This window comes from Nocardia sp. 852002-20019_SCH5090214 (genome assembly GCF_001665865.1).
Taxonomy (GTDB): domain Bacteria; phylum Actinomycetota; class Actinomycetes; order Mycobacteriales; family Mycobacteriaceae; genus Nocardia; species Nocardia nova.
This window is the reverse complement of record NZ_LZMK01000028.1, coordinates 1-20760: the sequence shown is the minus strand read 5'-3', so window position 1 is coordinate 20760 and position 20760 is coordinate 1. Positions and strand designations below refer to the sequence as shown.

21 protein-coding genes and 1 pseudogene are annotated in these 20760 nt (G+C 66.5%); 11 read left to right on the top strand and 11 right to left on the bottom strand.

The window, feature by feature from the left end; translation table 11 throughout:
• Positions 1-35 precede the first annotated feature (35 nt).
• Genes A5780_RS03470 through drmB form a run of 3 tightly spaced genes read left to right on the top strand, consistent with a single transcriptional unit; the run spans position 36 to position 6810 of the window.
• A complete protein-coding gene (locus A5780_RS03470; protein ID WP_231982831.1) occupies positions 36-1850 on the top strand; it encodes a UvrD-helicase domain-containing protein in 1815 nt (604 codons plus the stop codon).
• Between the two features lie 20 nt (positions 1851-1870).
• A complete protein-coding gene (locus A5780_RS03465) occupies positions 1871-5083 on the top strand; it encodes a helicase-related protein (RefSeq protein ID WP_231982830.1) in 3213 nt (1070 codons plus the stop codon).
• A complete protein-coding gene (gene drmB, locus A5780_RS03460; protein ID WP_064907684.1) occupies positions 5080-6810 on the top strand; it encodes a DUF1998 domain-containing protein in 1731 nt (576 codons plus the stop codon). The genes A5780_RS03465 and drmB overlap by 4 nt, the downstream gene beginning before the upstream one ends.
• A gap of 236 nt (positions 6811-7046) precedes the next feature.
• Here drmB and A5780_RS42940 read toward each other — a convergent pair.
• Positions 7047-7169 (bottom strand): annotated as a pseudogene (locus A5780_RS42940) (helix-turn-helix domain-containing protein); the annotation flags it as partial.
• A gap of 236 nt (positions 7170-7405) precedes the next feature.
• On the opposite strand from A5780_RS42940, the gene A5780_RS39740 reads away from it, so the two are divergent.
• Entirely contained in the window at positions 7406-7801 is a 396-nt protein-coding gene (locus A5780_RS39740; RefSeq protein ID WP_104362994.1) for a hypothetical protein, read from the top strand.
• Here A5780_RS39740 and A5780_RS03455 read toward each other — a convergent pair.
• The 3 genes from A5780_RS03455 to A5780_RS03445 all read right to left on the bottom strand — a co-directional run bounded on the left by A5780_RS03455 (position 7749) and on the right by A5780_RS03445 (position 10542).
• Positions 7749-9305 carry an HNH endonuclease signature motif containing protein gene (locus tag A5780_RS03455; RefSeq protein ID WP_064907683.1) on the bottom strand — a complete coding sequence of 519 codons (1557 nt, stop codon included), beginning with the start codon at positions 9303-9305 and terminating at the stop codon, positions 7749-7751. The two genes, A5780_RS39740 and A5780_RS03455, sit on opposite strands and share 53 nt — an antisense overlap.
• Before the next feature lie 170 nt (positions 9306-9475).
• Complete coding sequence (locus A5780_RS03450; protein WP_064907682.1) at positions 9476-9850, bottom strand: hypothetical protein; 375 nt, start codon at positions 9848-9850, stop codon at positions 9476-9478.
• 68 nt (positions 9851-9918) lie between these two features.
• A complete protein-coding gene (locus A5780_RS03445; protein WP_064907681.1) occupies positions 9919-10542 on the bottom strand; it encodes a LysE/ArgO family amino acid transporter in 624 nt (207 codons plus the stop codon).
• 69 nt (positions 10543-10611) lie between these two features.
• On the opposite strand from A5780_RS03445, the gene A5780_RS03440 reads away from it, so the two are divergent.
• A complete protein-coding gene (locus tag A5780_RS03440) occupies positions 10612-11511 on the top strand; it encodes a LysR family transcriptional regulator ArgP (protein WP_064903877.1) in 900 nt (299 codons plus the stop codon).
• A 48-nt stretch (positions 11512-11559) separates the two neighbouring features.
• Here A5780_RS03440 and A5780_RS03435 read toward each other — a convergent pair whose 3' ends face one another.
• A complete protein-coding gene (locus A5780_RS03435; RefSeq protein ID WP_197521652.1) occupies positions 11560-12246 on the bottom strand; it encodes a hypothetical protein in 687 nt (228 codons plus the stop codon).
• A gap of 103 nt (positions 12247-12349) precedes the next feature.
• On the opposite strand from A5780_RS03435, the gene A5780_RS03430 reads away from it, so the two are divergent.
• Entirely contained in the window at positions 12350-13099 is a 750-nt protein-coding gene (locus A5780_RS03430) for a TetR/AcrR family transcriptional regulator (RefSeq protein WP_082976258.1), read from the top strand.
• Positions 13100-13150: 51 nt separating this feature from the next.
• On the opposite strand, the gene A5780_RS03425 is transcribed toward A5780_RS03430, so the two are convergent.
• The 6 genes from A5780_RS03425 to A5780_RS03400 form a co-directional block, all read right to left on the bottom strand.
• A complete protein-coding gene (locus tag A5780_RS03425; RefSeq protein WP_146102132.1) occupies positions 13151-13468 on the bottom strand; it encodes a hypothetical protein in 318 nt (105 codons plus the stop codon).
• A 138-nt stretch (positions 13469-13606) separates the two neighbouring features.
• Complete coding sequence (locus A5780_RS03420; protein WP_146098619.1) at positions 13607-13882, bottom strand: hypothetical protein; 276 nt, start codon at positions 13880-13882, stop codon at positions 13607-13609.
• A gap of 91 nt (positions 13883-13973) precedes the next feature.
• The gene (locus tag A5780_RS03415) at positions 13974-14390 is read right to left on the bottom strand and encodes a PPOX class F420-dependent oxidoreductase (protein WP_064907679.1); all 417 of its coding nucleotides are present in this window, start codon (positions 14388-14390) and stop codon (positions 13974-13976) included.
• Between the two features lie 33 nt (positions 14391-14423).
• Positions 14424-15092, bottom strand: coding sequence for a dihydrofolate reductase family protein (locus A5780_RS03410; RefSeq protein ID WP_064907678.1), 669 nt, complete (start codon positions 15090-15092; stop codon positions 14424-14426).
• 80 nt (positions 15093-15172) lie between these two features.
• On the bottom strand, positions 15173-15733 hold the full coding sequence (locus tag A5780_RS03405; RefSeq protein ID WP_064907677.1) for a carboxymuconolactone decarboxylase family protein: 561 nt from the start codon (positions 15731-15733) through the stop codon (positions 15173-15175).
• A 95-nt stretch (positions 15734-15828) separates the two neighbouring features.
• Positions 15829-16320: a MarR family winged helix-turn-helix transcriptional regulator gene (locus A5780_RS03400; RefSeq protein WP_063015183.1), complete on the bottom strand. Its 492-nt coding sequence runs from the start codon at positions 16318-16320 to the stop codon at positions 15829-15831.
• Positions 16321-16510: 190 nt separating this feature from the next.
• Here A5780_RS03400 and A5780_RS03395 point away from each other — a divergent pair, with 190 nt between their 5' ends.
• The 5 genes from A5780_RS03395 (at position 16511) to A5780_RS03375 (ending at position 20463) form a co-directional block, all read left to right on the top strand.
• Positions 16511-17503 carry a substrate-binding domain-containing protein gene (locus tag A5780_RS03395; protein ID WP_063015201.1) on the top strand — a complete coding sequence of 331 codons (993 nt, stop codon included), beginning with the start codon at positions 16511-16513 and terminating at the stop codon, positions 17501-17503.
• A 13-nt stretch (positions 17504-17516) separates the two neighbouring features.
• The gene (locus A5780_RS03390; RefSeq protein WP_063015184.1) at positions 17517-18566 is read left to right on the top strand and encodes an ABC transporter permease; all 1050 of its coding nucleotides are present in this window, start codon (positions 17517-17519) and stop codon (positions 18564-18566) included.
• Entirely contained in the window at positions 18563-19378 is an 816-nt protein-coding gene (locus tag A5780_RS03385) for an ATP-binding cassette domain-containing protein (RefSeq protein WP_064907676.1), read from the top strand. Before A5780_RS03390 ends, A5780_RS03385 begins: the two co-directional genes overlap by 4 nt.
• A 97-nt stretch (positions 19379-19475) precedes the next feature.
• Positions 19476-19712 carry a cold shock domain-containing protein gene (locus A5780_RS03380; RefSeq protein ID WP_036522709.1) on the top strand — a complete coding sequence of 79 codons (237 nt, stop codon included), beginning with the start codon at positions 19476-19478 and terminating at the stop codon, positions 19710-19712.
• 547 nt (positions 19713-20259) lie between these two features.
• The gene (locus tag A5780_RS03375; RefSeq protein WP_030512990.1) at positions 20260-20463 is read left to right on the top strand and encodes a cold-shock protein; all 204 of its coding nucleotides are present in this window, start codon (positions 20260-20262) and stop codon (positions 20461-20463) included.
• Positions 20464-20760 lie beyond the last annotated feature (297 nt).

Genomic DNA, 20760 nt, shown 5'->3' with positions numbered 1-20760 from the left:
ATCTCCCAATCCACCGAGGTGATGGAGACGTTGTGGTGAATGAGCCGTTGGAGCTCGACGATGCTCAGCGGGAGGTGGTCGAGTCCCCTGGTGACCGGCGACTCCTCGTGATCGCGGGAGCCGGACAGGGCAAGACAGAGGTGGTGGCCGCGCGGATCGGTCACCTTGTCGAGGAGGAGTACCTCTCCGCGTCGACGGAGATCCTGGTGCTGAGCTTCTCGCGGGCCGCGGTGACCGCCGTCCGGACGCGTCTCGACCTACGGGAAGTGGCCGCGGCGAACGTACGCACCTTCGACTCGTTCGCGGGTCAGATCCTGATCGGCGCGGACGTGGAACCTGCGGGGACTTTCGAGGCGCGCATACGACAGGCCACCAAGATCCTGGAGGAAGCGGAGGAGACGCCGTTCGAGGTCGAGGACCTCCGTCATGTCGTGATCGACGAGGTGCAGGACCTCGTTGGCGACCGTGCGGACTTCGTGTTCGCGATCTTGCGCAGGCTGGATTCCGATGCGGGGCTAACAGTGCTCGGGGACCCGCTCCAGGGAATCTACGACTTTCAGTTGGCGGAGTCGCGGAGCAAGACCTCCTCGAGCGACGTCTTCGCCGCATTGGAGGACGAGTTCGGTACCGAGACGTTGAGCTTGGGTCGGAACTACCGCGCACGGGGGAAGTATCCGAAAAAAGTCGTCGAGCTGGGGGACCGGCTACGTGCCCTGACTGATGCGCAAGAAGCGCAGCGCGTGCTCGACGAGTTCGTCGAAGACCTGCCACTGTTCGAGGACATCGAAGAATGGGCGGACATGCTCCCGTTCAAGGGCGTGCGCACGGCGGTGCTGTGTGCGACGAACGGCGAGGTCCTCCGAGTGTCGAAGTACCTGAACAACAATGGAATCGCGCATGCCGTCCGGCGCCGCGCGCAGGACTTCGGTGCCGCGCGGTGGATCGCTCAGGCGCTCGGGTCTCTCGAGGGTCCGGATGTCCGACGGTCGGAGGCCGAGGAGGCGTTGGAGCGGGTGCTCGGCAAGGAGATCGGCGAGGACGCCTGGTACCTGCTGAAGTCCGCCGAGAACTCCCGACGCTCCGCCGGCGACGTGCTCGACATCGCGCGCATCAGGAACCTGGTCACGTCGGGCACGGTTCCCCTGACCTTGACCGAACCCGATACGAGCAACGTCATCGTCTCGACTGTCCACCGCGCGAAGGGGCTCGAGTTCGACCGGGCGTTCATCGTCGATCGGTCATATGAACGGGACAACGAGGACGCTTGGGCGTCGGTGCGTGCACAGTACGTGGCGTTGAGCAGGGCGCGGGAGACGATCTTCCTCTGCGAACTCCCGCGCACGTACGCGGTTTACAAGGATATGCACTGGCTCCCTGGCCGACTCCTTGAACGGGTCAATCGGACGTCGAAGAAGAAACGGACTCGGGCGGTCGAGTTCCAGTACACGGATGTCGCGGTTGACGTCCCGGCCTCCGTACAGGGATTCGATGCGGCGGCCGTCCAGGAGACGCTCGGCGCGGACGACCTTGTCGGTGCCCGGGTGCTGGCGAGTCTGGACATTGAACAGTCGACCTCCGAGTTGCCCTCGTATCTCCTCACGACTGAGGACGGACGATCCATCGGGCGCACCAGTGAGTCGTTCAACGAAGCTTTCGTGAAAGCGTTCGGTCTGCGCGGCGGATCGTGGCCTGCGATCCTGTCGGGAATGTCGTTGGTATCGGTGGAGACAGTGGGCGGAGACCCCCGTAAGTCGCGGGACGCCGACGTGGGTTCGTGTGGACTCTGGCTCGCACCCCGAATTGTCGGTCTGGCACAGCCGGATTGGTCGACCATGGAGGAGATCTCGTGAGCTCTGCTCGGGGGGCGTCGTTGGACGAGAAGTACCGCTTCAGGAACGAGATGGTCGAAGAGCTGGCCCGAGACGTGGTGGGCCCGGGCGACGGAGAACACGAGATCATCTCCGAAGCGCCACTCGATCGCTACATCATCGGCACGCTGTGGCCGGGTGATGGCCTGCAGCAGGAGACCCCGGAACCCGACGGTGCCGACGCCGAAGACTCGTCTGCGTCGGATGACAGCCCGGTCGCACAGGCGTTTATGCGGTACCCGTCCTCGGTGGGCCTGACGTTCTCCGTCCGGCTCGCGGACGCGAGCGAGGTCTCGGTCCTGGTCGCAGGCGCCAGCTACGTGGTCGTCGACGCCGACGGTGAGCCGATGGAGAACACCAAGAAGAGAGGTCGTTCCAGCGACTGGCGGCGCGTTCCGTTGAACCTGGAGCCGGTGAAGGTGTCCGTCGTGCAGCCGGGAGTGCGCAGTCCGAGTGAGATCGCCGACGGTCTCGAGTTGTACGTGTATGTGCGGCCGCCGCGTGATGGCGTCACCACCGTGTCGATGGCGCTGAGGAATACGCGTGTGCCGATGAAGGGCGAGCTCCGGGACGACAAGGCGTGGTTCCAGGTGAGGCTCACCGTCTCCACCGCGGTGCCAGCGATCGTCGACCGCTCCGGGCACGTGAACGTCGGACGCGACGAAGACCTCGACACATCGGCGTTGCTGTATCGGAACAAGCGGACGTTCGCGATCGGGCACGGGTGCGCCGTGGACTGGGACACGAGCACCTACTCGGAGGCCGTGGATCGCGTCGCGACGACATTCCTCCCGACATTCGAGGTCGCCCGCGCCCGCCCGGGTCTCCTGGACGAGTCGGTCGACCTGCGGATGTCTTTCCTGGCGACCGCGACGGACACGGAGGTCGTCGCGAGCCTGCGGGGGTTGACGACGCGCTACCGCGAGTGGATCGAACAGCTTGCGAGCGGCCTGGATTCAGGTGAAGCCGAGGTGCGCGACGCCCTGCTCGGCACCGCTCGCCGCCATATCGAGTACGCCCGGACGGCCGCGGGCCGGATCGAGTCCGGGATCGACCTGCTGGAGTCGGACCCGATCAGCATGCGCGCTTTCCGGCTGGCGAACCAGGCGATGCAGCTGCAACGCGCACGGCAGGACTGGGTCCGCAGCGGCGCGAAGGGTGAGGTGGGCGATGGGGCGGGCGACCGTTGGTACCCCTTCCAGATCGCCTACATCCTGCTGAACCTGCCGGGGCTCGTCGACCGGCATCATCCGGACCGCGAAATCGCGGACCTGCTGTGGTTCCCGACAGGTGGTGGCAAGACGGAGGCGTACCTCGGCCTTGTCGCGTTCTCCATCCTGCACCGACGACTGCTCGATCCCGAGGCGCAGGGCGTCGGCGTGATCATGCGGTACACCCTGCGGCTGTTGACGATTCAGCAGTTCGAGCGGGCGACGATGTTGATGTGCTCCCTCGAGACGGTGCGCACGGGCGACTCCGACATCGGGAGTCGGCCGTTTTCGATCGGGCTGTGGGTGGGACAGGGCGGCACCCCGAACACGCTTGCCGAGGCTCGCAAGTCGCTCCGTGATCTGGCGTCGGGCCGTGAGCTCCAGTCGAAGAACCCGGTCCAGTTGACACAGTGTCCGTGGTGCGGTGCGATGATGGACCACACCAACTATCGGGTTGTGAAGTCTCCGGAGGAGCACCTCCAGATCCGTTGCGGCACGGCCGACTGCGACTTCAAGGATGGTCTGCCGGTCCATGTCGTCGACGACGACGTCTACCGGGCGCGACCGGAACTCATTCTCGGTACCGTCGACAAGTTCGCGGCGATGGCGTGGCGGGAGGACGTCCGGAAGCTTTTCGCTCGTGACGGGATCGGATACCCGCCGAACCTGATCATCCAGGACGAGCTGCACCTGATCTCGGGCCCGCTCGGTTCGATGGTTGGGCTGTACGAGACCGCGGTCGACGCCGCATGCTCGTCCGACCCGCTCGAAGAAGTAAGCCATCGCGGCCGGCCCAAGGTGATCGCGTCGACGGCGACGATCCGGCGGGCAGAGAAGCAGATCCGGTCGGTGTTCGCACGCAGCGCGGCACAGTTCCCACCGCCTGGGATCAACCCCGACGAGTCGTTCTTCGCCGAGCCTGCACCGCCCGAGACGCAGGGCACCCGTCAATACGTGGGCGTCATGTCGCCGGGGTCGAGCCACGCGACCCTGCTGGTGCGTGTCTACGCGGCTCTTCTACAGGCGGCGAAGGACATCGACGGCGATGACGACACGCGGGACCCCTACTGGACACTGCTCGGCTACTTCAACAGCCTACGGGTCCTCGGCAGTGCGAATCTGCAGGTCGAGGGCGACGTACGTGAACGGCTGCAGGTAGTGGCCAACCGGAAGGGCACGGAGACGAGGAAGCTCGAACCGGTCAACGAGCTGACCAGCCGCGTCCCGTCATCGGAGATTCCCGAACGCCTCAAGAAGCTCGAAGTGGCGCTGTCGAAGGGGAAGCCGAACGACGTGGTACTGGCCACGAACATGATCTCGGTAGGTGTCGACATCGACCGGCTCGGTCTCATGGCCGTGATGGGACAGCCGCAGTCGAGCTCCGAATACATTCAGGCGACCAGCCGCGTGGGGCGTAAGTTCCCCGGTCTCGTGGTCACGATCTTCAATGCCGCCCGTTCCCGAGACCGCTCGCACTACGAGAGCTTCGTCCCGTATCACCAGGCGCTGTACCGGGCGGTCGAGGCTACTAGCGCGACGCCGTTCGCGGCCAGGGCGCGCGACCGCGGGTTGCACGGGGTGCTGGTCTCGCTCGCACGGTTGCTCGTACCGGGGCTCGCTCCGGACACCGCCGCGTATCTCGCCGCCGACAACTGGGACGACCTGTGCAAGGTCGCCGTCATCATCGGCGAGCGGGCGAAGGCGGTGCTCACGAACCCGGCGGTCCCTTTGGACGAGGATGCCGAGCAGGAGCGCGAGGCCACGGTCGAGCAGGTGCACGAGTTGTTGGACGTGTGGGCCGAGGCGGGGGAGGCGCGGCCGAACATGCGGTACAGCAACGCGAAGAACCTCGAAGCCTCGTTGCTCGTCGACCCCTCGGTCGCGTTGACCGACGAGGACATTGAGTACTCACAGCAGGACGTTCCTTGGCCAACGATGATGAGCATGCGTGAAGTCGACGCCGAGAGTGGGCTCTACGCGATTCCAATGAAGAGGAAGCGATGACGACCGGAGCGAAGGCCCGCAGGGGTCAACTTCTCAGCACCTACGGGATCGGCGGGCTCTTTCCGTCGGAGACGACGAGCTACATGATCGTGGGCCTCGACTACTGGAACGAGCAGCGCGCGAACACCGTCAGCGAGCCGCGCCTAGCCCGTTCGCTGCACGTTGCCGAGTTGAAGGCGCCGCCAGCCGGCACGCCGCGGGACGTCCCGGTCATCCGATTCCCGGTGACCCAGGTGTGTCCCTCGTGCCGCCGGATCGGCTCGCTGTATGAGCTAGCGAAGGACTGGAACGTCGCGAAGTGTGCGCAGTGCAAGGAGAAGTCGCTGCTCTCGCCGTTCAGGCTCATCACCGCCTGCACGAAGGGGCATATCGACGAATTCCCCTACTACCGTTGGCTCCACAAGGGCACTGTGGCACCGGCCGCGACCAAGCACGAGATGAAGCTGCAGTCGCACGGCCGCACATCCTCGCTCGCAGACCTGGTGCTCGAGTGCAGCTGCGGGGTGAGTCCGAAGTCGCTGGACGGTGCGGTGGCGCCGAAGGCGTTGGCCGAGTTCGGGACCTGTCAGGGCGCACGCCCGTGGTTGGGGCCCGACGCGACGGAGGACTGTTCGCTGGTCCCGCGAGTGTTGCAGCGCGGTGCGTCGAACGTCTGGTTCCCCGCAGTGCGCTCGGCGATCTCGATCCCGCCGTACTCGGAGGCGCTGGCGAAGTTCGTCGATCGACACTGGGAGCTCCTGGGAGACCCGGAGGCCTACACGGCCAAGATGCTCGAGAACCTCGCGAAGAAATCGAACGGACGGTTCTCCGTCGAGAACATCACCCGCGAGATCGAGCGGCGTCGTGAGACCGAGGAGGCGTCCGACCTCGGCGAGGAGGCCCTACGTCGTGACGAGTTCGCCGCTTTGATCTCCGGTCAGGAGGAGACCGGGATCGACTCAGACTTCGTCTGTCTGCCGATGGCGAAGGACGCATCGTTACCTGGACTGATCACCGAGATCCGCAAGGTCACCCGGCTGCGCGAGGTCCGGGCGCTCTTCGGGTTCTCTCGACTGGATGGGGCGCGCGAACCGGGATCCGAGGGACTCTGCACTTTGTCCGCCGGCAGCCGGAACTGGCTTCCTGCAATCGAAGTGATCGGTGAGGGAGTCTTCCTCGCACTCGATCGGGACAAGCTGGCGGACTGGGCGAATCAGCCCTTCGCCGCAGGCCGACGATGCACGCTGCAGGCCGCGGCGGATCATCGTGCCGAGGTCTTCGGCCGCAGCGAGGCGCCGGCCGTCGACATCGTCCAGGTGGCGGTCCACACCCTCGCACACGTCCTGATCGACCAGCTCTCGTTGGATGCGGGGTACCCCGCATCGGCGCTGCGCGAGCGGCTCTACGTCGACGACGACATGGCGGGCATCCTCGTCTACACAGCAAGTTCGGACTCGGCTGGCAGCCTCGGGGGCGTGGCCTCGCAGGCCTCGCCCGAGACGTTCGCGAGCATGCTGCGCGAGGGGCTGATCCGCATGTCGTGGTGCTCCTCCGACCCGGTGTGCATCGAGTCGAAGGCCTCGGGGTCCGACGCCTTGAACCTCGCCGCGTGTCACGCATGTGTGCTGGTGCCGGAGACCTCGTGCGAGCTGAACAACACGTACCTCGACCGCGCATTGCTGTTCGGGACGCACCAACAGGACGAGGAGTGCGCAGGACTCTTCAGCGCGTTCGTCGCACAGTCCTGAACAATGCGACGGGTCAAATGCCGGGCCCGATCGGCGAGGGGCGTCGTGAGTGTCGAGGGCTTTCCGCAGATCAGGAAGGCGTATTTGTACGGCAGTTGCCGCAGTGTCTGTCGCAGCGGGCGGACATGTCGGCAGCGCTTCGTGGAAGCGAGCGGCTTGGTTGTCGTCGAGACGCCGATAGACGGTGTCCATGGCGTCTGCAAACTGCCGAACGAGAGTGATTGTCTCTCCGCGGCTTCCCATTTCCGGACGACAGCTTCACTGAATCCCAGCCGCTCGGCGAATTCGCGCTGAGTAATACGCAGCGCCTCGGTACGCAAGGCGCGTACCTCCCGTCCGGTCCACTTCGTCACGCTCATTGCGATCCCCTCGCTTTGGCTCGACGGTCCGTATCTGCGGCGTAGCGGCGCCGTAGCGGTTCCATGCCTTCGGTTTGCGTCGTTTCTTCGTGAAGCTCATATCGGCCCCGCCGCCGGGTCGATGTCCGGATATCTGTGACGCCATCCACAACCGGCGGTGATCCTCGGCGGCGGGTGCTTGCCAACGAAAACCGAGGGAGCCGAATGTATCTCATCGTGACCATGGGGAGGTCGGTATGACGCTTCCTACCGCTTATGTCGCGTCGGGTGAACTGCCGGAGGGGCCGCCTCGCGCTCTCGGCTATATCGACCGGACCTTGCCGGGATGGCCGGCGAATGAGCAGCTGGTGCTCGCGCATGCGGTGAAGTTGGGGTACGCGTTGGTGCGGGTGGTGTTTCGGACGGCTGGGGATATCGATGATCCGATCATGCGGCTGCTCGATCGGATCGGTGGGTACAACGTGGCGGCGGTTGTGGTTCCGAGTGTGGAGCACCTCGGGGAGCGGCTCCGAATTGTCTGCGCCGCATGTGATGTGGAGGCGGTTGAGCCTGAGGTTACCTATGCGCGGGCACGCCCCACTATTCCTTCGGAGCCGGCTTCGCGTGAATCGAGGGTCGAGTCGGGTGATTGAGATGTCTGGCTGGGGTTTGGTCGCATCGGTGGTGACGGTTGTCGGTGTGGCGGCGTTGTCGGCGTTGCAGTCGTTCCCGTTCGTCGCGCAGGTGGATGCGCGTGAGTATCGCGGCCAGGAGTTCGTCGGGGTGGTGGCGGTGGTTGATGCGGGGTCTCCGACTGGGGTCGATGTGTTCGGGTGCGATCCAGGCGGTGCGGGCCGGGAACGGGGAAAGCTCGTTCTGTGCAACGGTTTTCCAGCCGCCGGGTCCGTCGTGGATCAGGGCGTGGCAGGCGTCGCAGGCTAGGACGAGGTTGGTGATGTCGGTGGGGCCGCCTTTGGCGTAGTCGCGGATGTGGTGGGCGGCGCAGAGGCTGGCGGGGGCGTCGCAGCCGGGGCGGGAGCAGCCGCGCAGGGCGGCGATCAGCGCCAGGCGTTGGGTCGGGGAGGCGAGTCGTTTCATGCGGCCGAGGTGCAGGGGGAGTCCGGCGTGGTCGAAGATCGCCAGGTAGGGGCGGGATCGTTCGGCCAGTCGCAGCGCCTCGCGGATCGGCACGACGCCGCCGGTGGCTGTGGTCGCGGAGCCCGAATCCTTCTCCAGGTCTTCGAGTTTCATCATCAGCACGGTGGTCACCGGCATGCCGCGGTGGCGGCCGAGGTCTTCGGCGATCAGGCCGGAGCGCAGGATCGCGGTGAGTGCGTCGTGGTTGCGTTGGGCGGCGCTGCGGTGATCGGATCGCGCTGCCTCGGCAAGCATCGCCGGGTCGGCGGTGTCGATATCGACGGCGGGGCTGTTCGGGTCCTCCGGGTTGCAGACGCCGGGGCGTGCGTACTTGGCCAGCAGTGGGTCCAGTAGGGCACGCAGCACCGGGTCGATGTCGCCGCGCACGGGGGACATGCCGTCGGGGCGTTGCCGGCCCACGACGATGCCTCGCATTCGGGCGCGGTCCTGGTCGGTGGTGAGGCGGCCGTCGGGGTCCAGGTGGGCCAGGATTCGGTCGCCGACCTTGCCGATGTCGTCCGGCGAGCCGGATCGCGCGAACTCCGCCAACAGGTGTTCTGCGGCTTCGCGATCCGCGTCGGCTACGCCTCGGGGCACTCGGTTCATGACCTGCGCGATCCCGCGCACGTGATCGGCGGAGACCTCACCGTGTGCCAAAGCTGCTGCGGTGCACGGCAATTGCGGGTCTCGCGCCTGGCCGTCGAGATCGTGGAAGGTTCCTACCCAGCGCACCGCGTTGACGCGGCTGCCGGCGTCGGCGCTGGATATCCGCAGCGTCTCCATCAGGAACCGCTTCACCGTCTTCGCGCCGGTCCGGGACGGCAGGGATCGCTCGTCGGCTTCGATCAGCAGGCGATGGTGCATCGCTGCCAGTCGGCGCGTGCAACTCTCCACATCCCGCATCGCCTGTATCAGTTGTTCATCCGACAGCGGTATCAGTGATTGTTCGTACAGCTGGGAAACCACAGCGAGCAGCGGTCTCGCGACCTGCTCGACGTCCTCCCCGGCGTTCGAATGCATGTTCGAATTCTATCAAGAAGGGGTGGGGTGTGCACCCCTTCGGTCTGTGTGGATTTCGGAACACATTCTGAACAAGTGACCGAAAGGGGTTGTGTCGCAGATGGATTCACACACGAAAAGGCGCTAGAGCTCGAAGTCATCGACAACGCTCAGTGACCCCAACCCACGTCTCAGAGCGGAATAACCCGGCAGTCGTTGCCGCATTCGCCCTCGGCAGCCACCTGCCCGGGTGCGGCGACGCGGTGCAGGATCGCCCGCGTGGGCGCGATGACGAGCTGGTCGTCTTCCAGTGTGCCGAGACCGTCGACGATCAACGAGTATCCCGTCGGTTCTCGCGGCGCCCACACCAGGCTGACCGCCGGGCGGGCCGCGACGTTGTCCCGGGTATGGCTGCCGGGCGCGGGCACGTGCAGTCGGCCGGAGTGTGGAACCGGATGCACCGGCACCACGCGAGGAAGGGAATTGTCGCCGACGGTGATGAGGTGGGCGAGGTCGTAGTCGGCGATCACCCGCGCGAGCTCATCCGTTTTCACCTCGGGATTCATATGTCGAGCGTACTGCGGGGCACCTGCGGGAACGGGCCGCGAACCGCTCGGTGAAGCGGGCCAAGCTCTCACGCGAGCTGCGTCAACAGCACTACCCCGAGCGTGCACATCGTCCCCGCCACGAAGACGTCGAGCACTCGCCACGCCGCGGGTAGCGACAGCACCGGCGCGAGCAGTCGAGCCCCGTATCCCAGCCCGGCGAACCACACTCCGCTCGCGACCATCGCGCCGACGCCGAAGGCCCACCGCAACGATCCGTGCCCGGCGGCGACCGAGCCGAGCAGCAGCACGGTGTCCAGGTAGACGTGCGGGTTGAGCCAGGTCAGGGCCAGGCAGACCGGAATCGCGGTGCGGAGGGACGCGGTGGCATCGCCGGTGGTCGCGAGGGCGGCGGTGGCGGGGCGCAGTGCGCGGCGGGCCGCGAGAGCGCCGCAGGCGATCAGGAAGCATCCGCCGGCGAGTCCGGCGACGGTCAGCGCTGCGGGATACGCGCTGACCAGCGCACCGAGACCGCCGACACCGCACATGATCAGAATGGCGTCGGAGGCAACGCAGATGACGACCACGGCCGCCACGGCTTGCCTGCGTACACCCTGGCGCAGGACGAACGCGTTCTGCGCGCCGATGGCGACGATCAGGGATAAGCCGGCACCGAATCCGGCGAGGGCCGCTGAGAAGATACCGCTGTTCACGCAGCCGACGGTATGGGTGTTGACGTAATCAGTACAGCTAAAGGTTCTCAACTATCATTAGCAACCGTGATGTCCGAACTTCCGGTAGATCAGGTCCGCACACTGCTCGCCGTCGTGGACGAAGGCACATTCGATGCCGCCGCGGCCGCGATGCATCTGACGCCCTCGGCGGTGAGTCAGCGGATCAAGGCGCTCGAACAGCGAACCGGCCGCGTGCTGCTGATGCGCACGAAACCGGTGCGGCCCACCGAATCCGGCCAGGCGGTCGTGCGTTTCGCGCGGCAACTGGCCGCCTTGCAGGACGCGGCGCAGCGAGAGTTGGGGATCGCCGGAGATGCCGAGTCCACCACGCTGTCCATCGCGGTCAACGCCGATTCACTGGCGACCTGGTTTCTGCCAGCCCTGTCGCAGGTGCCGCAGGATCCGCCGGTCTGCTTCGATCTGCATCGCGAGGACGAATCCCACACCGCCGCACTGCTGCGGGAGGGCACGGTGATGGCGGCGGTGACATCGCTGGCCGAACCGGTGACCGGATGTACGGCACGGCTCTTGGGTCTGGCGCGGTACCTGCCGGTCGCGAGCCCGGAATTCGTCGAGCGTCATTTCGCAGCAGGGCCTCTGGAGCAGCGGCTTCCCGAGGCGCCGGTCATCGTTTTCGATCGCCGGGACGAGCTGCAGGATCGCTACGTCCGCACCGTCACCTCCGGCAAGGCGGGTGCGAGCCGGCTCCGGCATTACGTACCCACTTCGGAAGGCTTTCGCGACACCATCGTCGCGGGGCTCGGGTGGGGATTGGTCCCAGAAACGCACGCCGACCCACTGCTGCGTGCGGGCGCCTTACGGAATTTCGCACCGGAGCAGTGGGTCGATGTGCCGCTCTACTGGCAGCAGTGGAAGTTGGACGTGCCGGCCCTCGCGCTGGTCGCGCAGACGATCGGCATGGCGGCGGCCGACTATCTTCGACAGTGAAAAGAATTCACCCGCAGGCGTGTTCGAAGCCGAGCCCGGGCGGCTTCGTCAGTCGATCAACTGCGGTGCCACCGTCCGCGAGCCGTCTGCGGCGAGAACGGCTTTCGGCGATGCCGAGGTGAGCAACGCGATTCCCGCCGCGAGCAGCCAGATGATCGTGAACCCGGAAACCGTTGCGGTAGTGCCCCATCCGTTCGCCGCATAGAAGTTCGCCGGAGTGTTCCCGAAGAACATCGACGGTGCGAACGCCACGTTCACCACTGCCAGGACCGCGGCCGACCGCCCCGCCCACGCGGGCAGAATCCGCGTGCGCAGAATCGTGACAGCGGCCGTGGTCATGAACAGGGCGGTCAGGAGCCGGCTGACCGTTCCGTACAGCACATAGGTGCCGGACACGGTGACGGTGGGATCGATCGGTTCGGTTGCCTGGATCGTGGCGCCGATCTCGAGGCCCATGGAGACGAAAGCGACTGTGGCCCAGATCAAACCGGCGGTCGAGGCCAGTGAGCCGAGCCATTCGTAGCGGCGATCGGCGGCCTTCACCAGGTGCCCGAAGGTGGACATGAACACCACCACGCCGAGGAGTCCGACGAGGCCGATCAGGCCGCGGGTCAGGATGTTCCAGTCCGGGGGCGGGCCCTCGTAGACGAAGTAGAGCGGCAGTTCGACGAGCATGAGCGCGGCGCCGCAGACAGCGGCGATACCCGCCGTGCGGCGGAGGGTTTCGGTGTGCACGGAGCGTCCTTCCGATCGGCGGCAATAGTAAGTATATGGCTTATACTATATCGACCATACTAAACTCCGGAAGGATGATTATTCGACGACGGGATGCGCGCTGATGACCGATCGGGAGGTGCCCGACCATCTGGCCCGGCTGTGGCGGCTGCCGGTGGACACCAAGCTCGGCCGTCCGGCCGCACTCGATGTGGACCGGGTGGTGGCGACGGCGATCCAACTGGCCGACCGAGACGGTCTCGCCGCCGCGACGCTGCCGAAAATCGCTGCGGCTCTCGGTGTTACGCCGATGTCGCTCTACCGCCACATCGGATCGAAGGACGAACTGCTGGGCTTGATGTCCGATGCCGGAATGGGTGCGCCACCCGAATTGCCCAGCGGCTCATGGCGTTCGATGCTGCGCGCCTGGGCGTTCGCTCAACTCGAGCGGCACCGCGCCCGTCCCTGGCTCACCGAACTGCCGATCACCGGACCGCCGAGTGGACCGAACACTGTGGCCTGGATGGACGCCGGGCTGCGCGCACTGCGCGACACCACGCTGGACTGGCCGGCGAAGGTCGGGGCCATCATGGTGGTCAGCGGATACGTCCGCGAGGCGTTCGTCACCGCCCGCCAACTCGAACACGCCATGGCGGCAGCCGATCTCGACCCGGCCGGCGTCCTGCACGACTACAGCCGTAATCTGCGCGCACTGGTGGATCGAGAGCGGCTGCCCGATATGGCCGCACTGCTGGACTCGGGACTGTTCGACGCCATCCAGCCCGCCGAGGCCGACCCCGCCTCCGACTTCACTTTCGGTCTCGACCTGGTCCTCGACGGCGTGGCGGCGACGATCGCCGCGAACAGCCGGTAACGGCGAACGGCCCGGCGCCGTGCAGGCGCCGGGCCGCGAATCAGCTGCCGATCAGCTGCTGCCGAGCCACCCCGGCGGAACGACCTGACGGAAACCGTTCCAGCCGTTGCCGTGCCGGTCCCACGGGTTGCAGTCGTCGCCGCGGTGGTGGCGGTCCCAATCGCCGCGGTGGTCCCAGTCGCCACGGTCCCGGCCGTCCCACGGGCCGTGCCCGCGACCCGGATGTGCGATCTCGGTGGCCGCCGGGGCGCTCACGACCTCGGCCTGGGCCGGAATGGCAAGCGCGGCAAGCGGCGCGGCCACGATGGCGCCGGCAACGGCGATGCGCGCCGCCGTGCGCTTGGTGCGATGTTCGGTTCTGGCAATCACGGTGAATCCTTCCAATCAGTTACACCGCACGCAGTCTCTCGCAAATCGGACACCGCGTCACGGGTGGTGGCACGAGGTTCAGGGCGGAATCGGCCGCGAGGATGACGGGGACTCAGGGTTGACCCTCAGTCCTGCGATTCAGCTGCTGCCGAACCACCCCGGCGGGTAAACGGGCCTATACCAGGAGTAGTACGGCCGATACCACGAATTCCAGCCGTACAGATAGTCCAGCGGTATCGGATCGAACGGTGTCACCTCCGGGTAGTACCAGCCGACCGAACTCGGCTCGCTCACCGGCGCCTGCGCCGAACCCTGCCCAGCGGTCGCGGTGACCATGCCGATCAGAATCAAGCCGGCTATCGCCGTCCTCGCCAGGATTCGGCGCACCCGGACGGACGTGGCAGTCGCGAACACGACCAGCCCCTTTCAACTCGCTTGTCCCGCAACCCTCGCCGATTTCGGCGCGAACGTCACGGCCGCGATACGCCCAGGGCTGAGAAGAGACTCAGCTCACATCACGCGCCCCGCCGTCCGGATTCGCGCGGTCGATGTGCCAGCTGCGGATCCGCCGCGGATGAATGCGAATGATGGTGTGCGCGAACCAGTCCGGCGCCACCGGAGGCGTCTCCACATCGAGGATCTCGCCGACGCCACGGATCTCCACTCCACGCCCCCAGCCGGGCTTCACCTCGGCCGGATCGTCCGGCGTCATATCGTCGACGACCAGGCTCACATTCGGATTACCCCGCACATTGCGGTAGCGCTGCGCGCTCGGACTCGGCCCGCCGATATCGATCGTGCCGTCGTCGTTCACCCGAAATCCCACCGGAACCAGCTGTGGCCGCCCGTCCGCCGTCACAGTGCCCAGCCGGCCCAGCGACTGGGAGGTCAGATAGGTGCGTTCGGCCGCGGTGAAAGTCATGCCGCCACGCTAAGAGCTCGAGTGTGGTTGAGGTCAAGTGGTCCGCGGGCTCGGCTGGTCGGCCGCTTTCGTGAGGTGGAAGTGGGTGACGTTGTCGCCTTGGCGGGCGGGGGACGCGGTGTAGCAGGGGAGGCTGCCGAGGCCGTCGTAGAGGCGTTCGCCGGCGCCGAGGAGAGTGGGGACGAGAGCCAGGTGAAGGTCGTCGACGAGCCCGGCCCGCAGGAAGCGGCGAACGGTCGCGGCTCCGCCGCCGAGGCGGACGTCCTTGCCTCCGGCGGCGGAGAAGGCTCGTGCCAGCACGTTATCGGGGGTGTCGTCGACGAAGTGGAAGGTGGTGCCGCCGTCCATCTCGAGCGCCGGGCGCGGGTGGTGGGTGAGGACGAAGACCGGGTGGTGGTAGGGCGGGTTGGCGCCCCACCAGCCGGTCCAGGAATCATCGGGCCATTCCCCGCGAACGGGCCCGAACATGTTGCGGCCCATGATGGTCGCGCCGACATTCGCTTCACCGGCGGCGAGCTGTTCGTCGTCGATTCCGGTGCTGCCGCCGTCCTGGCCGATCATCCGCCGGCCGGTGCGGGTGACGAAAACCCATTCGTGCAGGCGTTCGCCGCCGACGCCGAGCGGATGATCCGGACCTTGGTCGGGACCCGCGACGTACCCGTCCAGTGAGATCGAGAGATTGTGGACACGAAGACGGGGCATGGCGGGTCCTCTCACGGAGTGCTTGCTGATTGCAATTGCTCTGCACTCTACCGCCGGTGCTTGTCAGCTGCAATCAGTTGTCAGGCCGTGTGCGGGCCCGCCGACCACGCGAATGCGGTCAGCGTGGGGTCGAGTGGCGCTGCGGTGAGCCGATTGCCCAGTGTGGACAGCGTGTAGGTGCCGATTCCCAGCACCACCTCGAGGGCCTGTTCGGTGGTGTAGCCGTGCGAGAGGAAATCGCTCGCTCGTTCGTCGGGGACGTTGCCGGCGGTTTCGACGACGGTGAGGGTGAACTCCTGGAGTGCGGCCAGGCGGGGGTCGGGGAGGGGGCGCTGATCGCGCAGCGCGGTGATCAGTTCCGGGTCGGCGCCGATCTCGGTCAGCTTCGCGGTGTGCATGGCGACGCACAGGTGACATTCGTTGCGCGTGGCCATCGTCATCACCAGCACCTCGCGCGACAGTTGGTCGAGGGTGCTGCCTTCGAAGAGCGCGTTGAGTTTCATGAAGCCGTCGAGCAGTCGTGGCGACGTCGCCATTTTCCCCACCGCGGCGGGGAGGTAGCCGAAGTGCGCGGCGGTCGCGGTCATCGTGCGACGGGCCTCGGCGGGCGCGGAGTCGAGGGTGTGGGTGGGGAAGTGCATGCGTCGATCCGTTCGAGTTAGACAACCAAGTTGTCTAAACAGTAAACCGGGTTGTCGAATTGAGCAAGCCTGGACGGCCGCCGGGGCGGAGCCGGTCAGCTCCCGAACCACCCCGCGACGTCGAGCCGGAACGATTCCGGCGGGACCATGGTGCGCAGCGCGGCCTCCATATCGCGCACGCGCTGGGCGCCCAGTTCGTGCACCCAGCGGCGTCGCAACCGCTCGAAGATCTCGGCCGACTGCCGCAGCGCGTCGATTCCGCGCGGGGTCAGGCAGACGATCTTGCGCCGGGCGTCGTCGGGATCCTCGACACGTTCGGCATAGCCCAGCGCGGTCAGCTTCTCGACCGTCTTGCCCGCCGCCTGCTTGGAGACGCCCAGCTTGCGGCCGATATCGCTGGCCGTCGCCCCCTGCACTCCGATCGCCTGCATCGCGAATCCGTGGGCCGGGCGCATATCGGGATGCCCCCGCTCCGCCAGCTCGGCATGCAATTCGTCGATGAGCGAGCGGAACCCGGCGAACAGCAGTAGCGGCAGCTCGAACCCGGGGCTGTCGACCGGGGCCCTCCCGCGTTTTCCGACAACCATGTTGACGAGGGTAGTCGCCGTGAGGGAGGCCGACGCGAGGCGCCACCCGTGGGCGCGTGTCACCGGTCGCGGCCGGTCCGGTGGTGTTCAATACACCTGGAGTGCTCCGGAACGAGTACCCGCCTTGTTCTGCCGAATGCCCGGAGGCGCGATGACCACACGGCCACAGCGGATTCCCGCCCGTCCTCCCGTGTCGCGACATGCTCGCGGGCTCGCACGCCGGCTCGCGCCAGTGCTGGCTCTCACCGCGATCCTCGCGGCGTGCAGTGGACCTGGCGCCGATGTCTCCGAATCACACGCTCCCGCAACGGTTTCGACGGCTCCACTGAGCTCGGTCGCCGTGGTCACGCACGGCAGCCCCGGCGACGCGTTCTGGAATGTGGTGAAGAACGGCGCCGAGGCGGCCGGTAAGGATCTGGGCATCCGGGTCGAATACAACTCCTCGGGGGATCCGGGGGAGCAGGCCAAGCTGGTGGACAACGCGGTGGCCCAGCATGTGGACGGGTTGGTGGTGTCGATGGCCAATCCGCAGGCGCTGCGCCCGTCCGTCGAGCACGCCGTCGCGGCGGGAATTCCGGTCGTCACGATCAACTCCGGCGAAGCCGAGAGCGCGGCTGCCGGTGCGATCGGGCATGTCGGCCAGAGTGAGCGACAGGCGGGAACGGCCGCCGGCAAACGCCTGCGTGAGGCCGGCCGGGCCAGGATGCTCTGCGTCATCCACGAGGCCGGCAATATCGGCGCCAACGACCGCTGCGCCGGCGCGATCGACGGATTCGGCGGAAATGCCACCACCTTGCAGGTCGACATCAACAACCCGGCCGACGCGCAGTCGCGGATCAAGGGAGCGTTGGAGGCCGACCACGCGATCGACGCGGTGCTGACCCTCAATTCGCAGATAGCCGCCCGCGCGGTCGACGGGGTGCGTGAATCCCATTCCCGCGCCGCCGTCGCCACCTTCGACCTGAATTCCGATGTGGTGAGCGCGATCCGGGCCGGCACCCTGCTGTTCGCGGTCGACCAGCAGCAGTACGAACAGGGATATCTGCCGGTCGTGATGCTGCAGCTGTATCGGCGCAATCTCAACACCGTCGGTGGCGGGATGCCGGTGCAGACCGGACCCGCCTTCGTGGACAAGACCAACGTCGACGCCATCGCCGCCCTCGTGGCACAAGGCACGCGCTGAGCAGGGAGCTGTCATGACCGACACCGCAACGGTTTCCGAAGCCACCGCCCCCGCCGCGATCCGGCCGTCGCTGCTGAACCGGCTGATCGTCCGCCCCGAAATCGGCGCCGGTCTGGGCGCGCTGGTGGTATTCGTTTTCTTCGCCGTGATCACCGACCGGTTCCTCAGCCCTCTCGGGGTGGCCACCTGGCTCGACGACGCCTCGACGCTCGGCATCATGGCCGTCGCGGTGGCACTGCTGATGATCGGCGGCGAATTCGATCTCTCCGCCGGGGTGATGACCGCGTCGACGGCCTTGGTGACCGCCATGCTCGCGGTACACGCCGGATGGAATGTCTGGTTCGCGCTGGGTGTTTCGCTGCTCTTCGCGCTCGCGGTCGGCGCGCTGAACGGGTGGGTGGTGATGCGCACCGGCCTGCCCAGTTTCATCGTCACACTGGGTACTTTCCTGGCTCTGCAGGGCCTCAACCTCGGCGTGACACGGTTGGTCACAGGGACCGTGCAGGTGTCGGGCATCCGTTCGGCGCCCGGATACGCCTCGGCCGGTTGGGTTTTCGCTGCGACGACGAATCTCGGTGACGCCCGCATCCAAGCGTCGGTGCTGTGGTGGATCGCCGTCACCGCGGTGGCGACGCTGGTGCTGGTGCGCACCCGCTTCGGCAACTGGATCTACGCGGTCGGCGGTTCGCTGCCCAGCGCTCGTGCCGTCGGTGTCCCGGCGGCGCGGACCAAGATCCTGCTGTTCATGGGCACCGCCTTCGCGGGCTGGATCGTCGGCTCCTGCAATCTGCTGCGGTTCGCGAGTGTGCAGGCGAACCAGGGCGTGGGACTGGAATTCCAGTACATCATCGCCGCGGTCGTCGGCGGCTGCCTGCTCACCGGCGGATTCGGATCGGTGCTGGGCGCGGCCATCGGCGCGCTGATCTTCGGCATGGCCCGGCAGGGAATCGTGTTCGCGCGCTGGGACAGCGACTGGTTCATGCTCTTCCTCGGGGTGCTGCTGCTCGCCGCGGTTCTGGTCAACAACGCCTTCGCCAAGCGCGCGGAAAGGTTGCGCCGATGACTCCTCAGCACACGGCGGCGCAGACCACAGCCGCGCCGCTGATCGAGACGGTGAACATCGGGAAGAGCTACGGCGGCGTCGTCGCCCTGTCGGATATCTCGATGGTCGTTCGCGCCGGGGAGGTCACCTGCGTCCTCGGCGACAACGGCGCCGGGAAGTCGACCCTGATCAAAATCCTCGCCGGCGTTCATCGCCACGATGCCGGTGAGCTGCGCATCGACGGTGAGCCGACCCGGTTCTCCTCGCCACGCGAGGCGTTGGACCGCGGTATCGCCACCGTCTACCAGGACCTGGCGGTCGTACCGCTGATGAGTGTGTGGCGCAATTTCGTCCTCGGCTCGGAACCGACCCGCGGCGCCGGGCCCCTTCGCCTGCTGGATCGAGCGACCGCGCGCGAGATCACGCGAACCGCGTTGTCGGACATGGGAATCGAGATTCGCGATCTCGAGCAGCCGGTCGGCACGCTGTCGGGCGGGCAGCGGCAGTGTGTGGCGATCGCCCGTGCGGTGCATTACGGCGCGAAGGTCCTCATCCTCGACGAACCGACCGCCGCGCTCGGCGTCAAACAGTCCGGCGTGGTGCTGCGATATGTCGCGCAGGCCCGTGATCGCGGCCTCGGAGTCGTGCTGATCACGCACAATCCGCATCACGCCTATCCGGTAGGCGACCGATTCCTGCTGCTGCGGCGCGGCCGCGCACTCGGCGGCTACGACAAGTCGCAGATCGACCTGTCGGAGCTGACCCGGCAGATGGCCGGCGGCGCGGAACTGGAAGCGCTGCAACATGAATTGCGTCGTCCGCTGCCGGAGTGAGCGGCGGTCGGCGTGGCGGACGCGAGCGCTGGACTGTCGGTGGGGGTCCGGTTACCCTCTGCCTGGCCCGACGTCGAGAAGTAAGTGAGAAGCGTAGTTGCACGGCACGGTGAAGTGGTTCGACAGTGAGAAAGGCTTCGGTTTCATAATCCCGGATGCCGGCGGGGCGGAAGTTTTCGTCGAATACACCGAGGTTCACGGCGACGGTTTCCGGCGATTGGTGCAGGGCCAGCGCGTCGAGTTCGACGTACGCCACACCAAGGCGGGCCCGGAAGCCGAGGGCGTCCGAATCGAGCCGATGCGCCGACTGTGGCCCGACCCACACGAACTGTGACCTGTCGGGCAGATCACTATTCCCGAAAACGAGTTAACGCGCCTTTCTGAGCCCTCGATATGTTGATCGTCAGTTTGTACGACTGAATTGAAACAACGAAGAGGTATTTATGATCCCCGTTATCATCGACACCGGTAGTGCTGCTGTGAACGGCCTGTTCGACACCTTGGGTGCCGCCTTCCACGGCCTGGTCAACACCCTGTGGACCGGCTCTTTCGGTGGCTGATCACTGATTTCGGTTGCATGATGCGACCTCGGGTCGACCCCGGACCGCAGTGTCCGGGGTCGACCCATTTCTGCGGCCGGGCGACCGCACACGCACGATTCCCGCCGCTCGCCGCGACGCGACGACCGCGGCCCGCCGCGCTATCACGGGACAATCACGGCGTGCCCCACGCGAAAAGCCGACTTTTCGCTTCGGGTGCGGTTTCCCTCCCCCGGGGTGACCACTGTGGTGGCGCGACGGCGCAGTCCGTGGCAGGCTTGATCACTGAGACCGGCCCGACCGTGAAGTTGGTCGGTTCGGCTCGTCTACAGAAGGTATGAAATGGCGCAAGGCGTAGTGAAGTGGTTCAACAGCGAGAAGGGCTTCGGGTTCATCGCTCAGGACGACGGTGGTCCCGATGTGTTCGTGCACTACTCGGCTGTGAGCGGTAGTGGATTCCGGTCCCTCGACGAGGGGCAGCGCGTGGAGTTCGAGATCGGCCAGGGCCAGAAGGGCCCGCAGGCTCAGAACGTAAGCGTTCTCTGATCGAGTCCGCTGACTGCGCGCCACTTTACGTAGCGTGAACTGTCCGCGACTTACACTGGGGCCCCGTATCTTTCGAGATGCGGGGCTCTTTCGCGTCCGGGGCCCGATGCGCTGCGGCCCGGGGTCGGCGGCGGTGTGAGGGCGGCTGCCTACCGGGCGGTACACCGGCGCCGAAGCGCGACCATTAAGCTGGTCCGCGGTAAATGCCGACCTCTTTCCCCAGGAGTGCCCCACAGTGAGCCAAAATGGCCGTCCTGTTGTTCTGATCGCCGACAAGCTCGCCCAGTCGACCGTCGA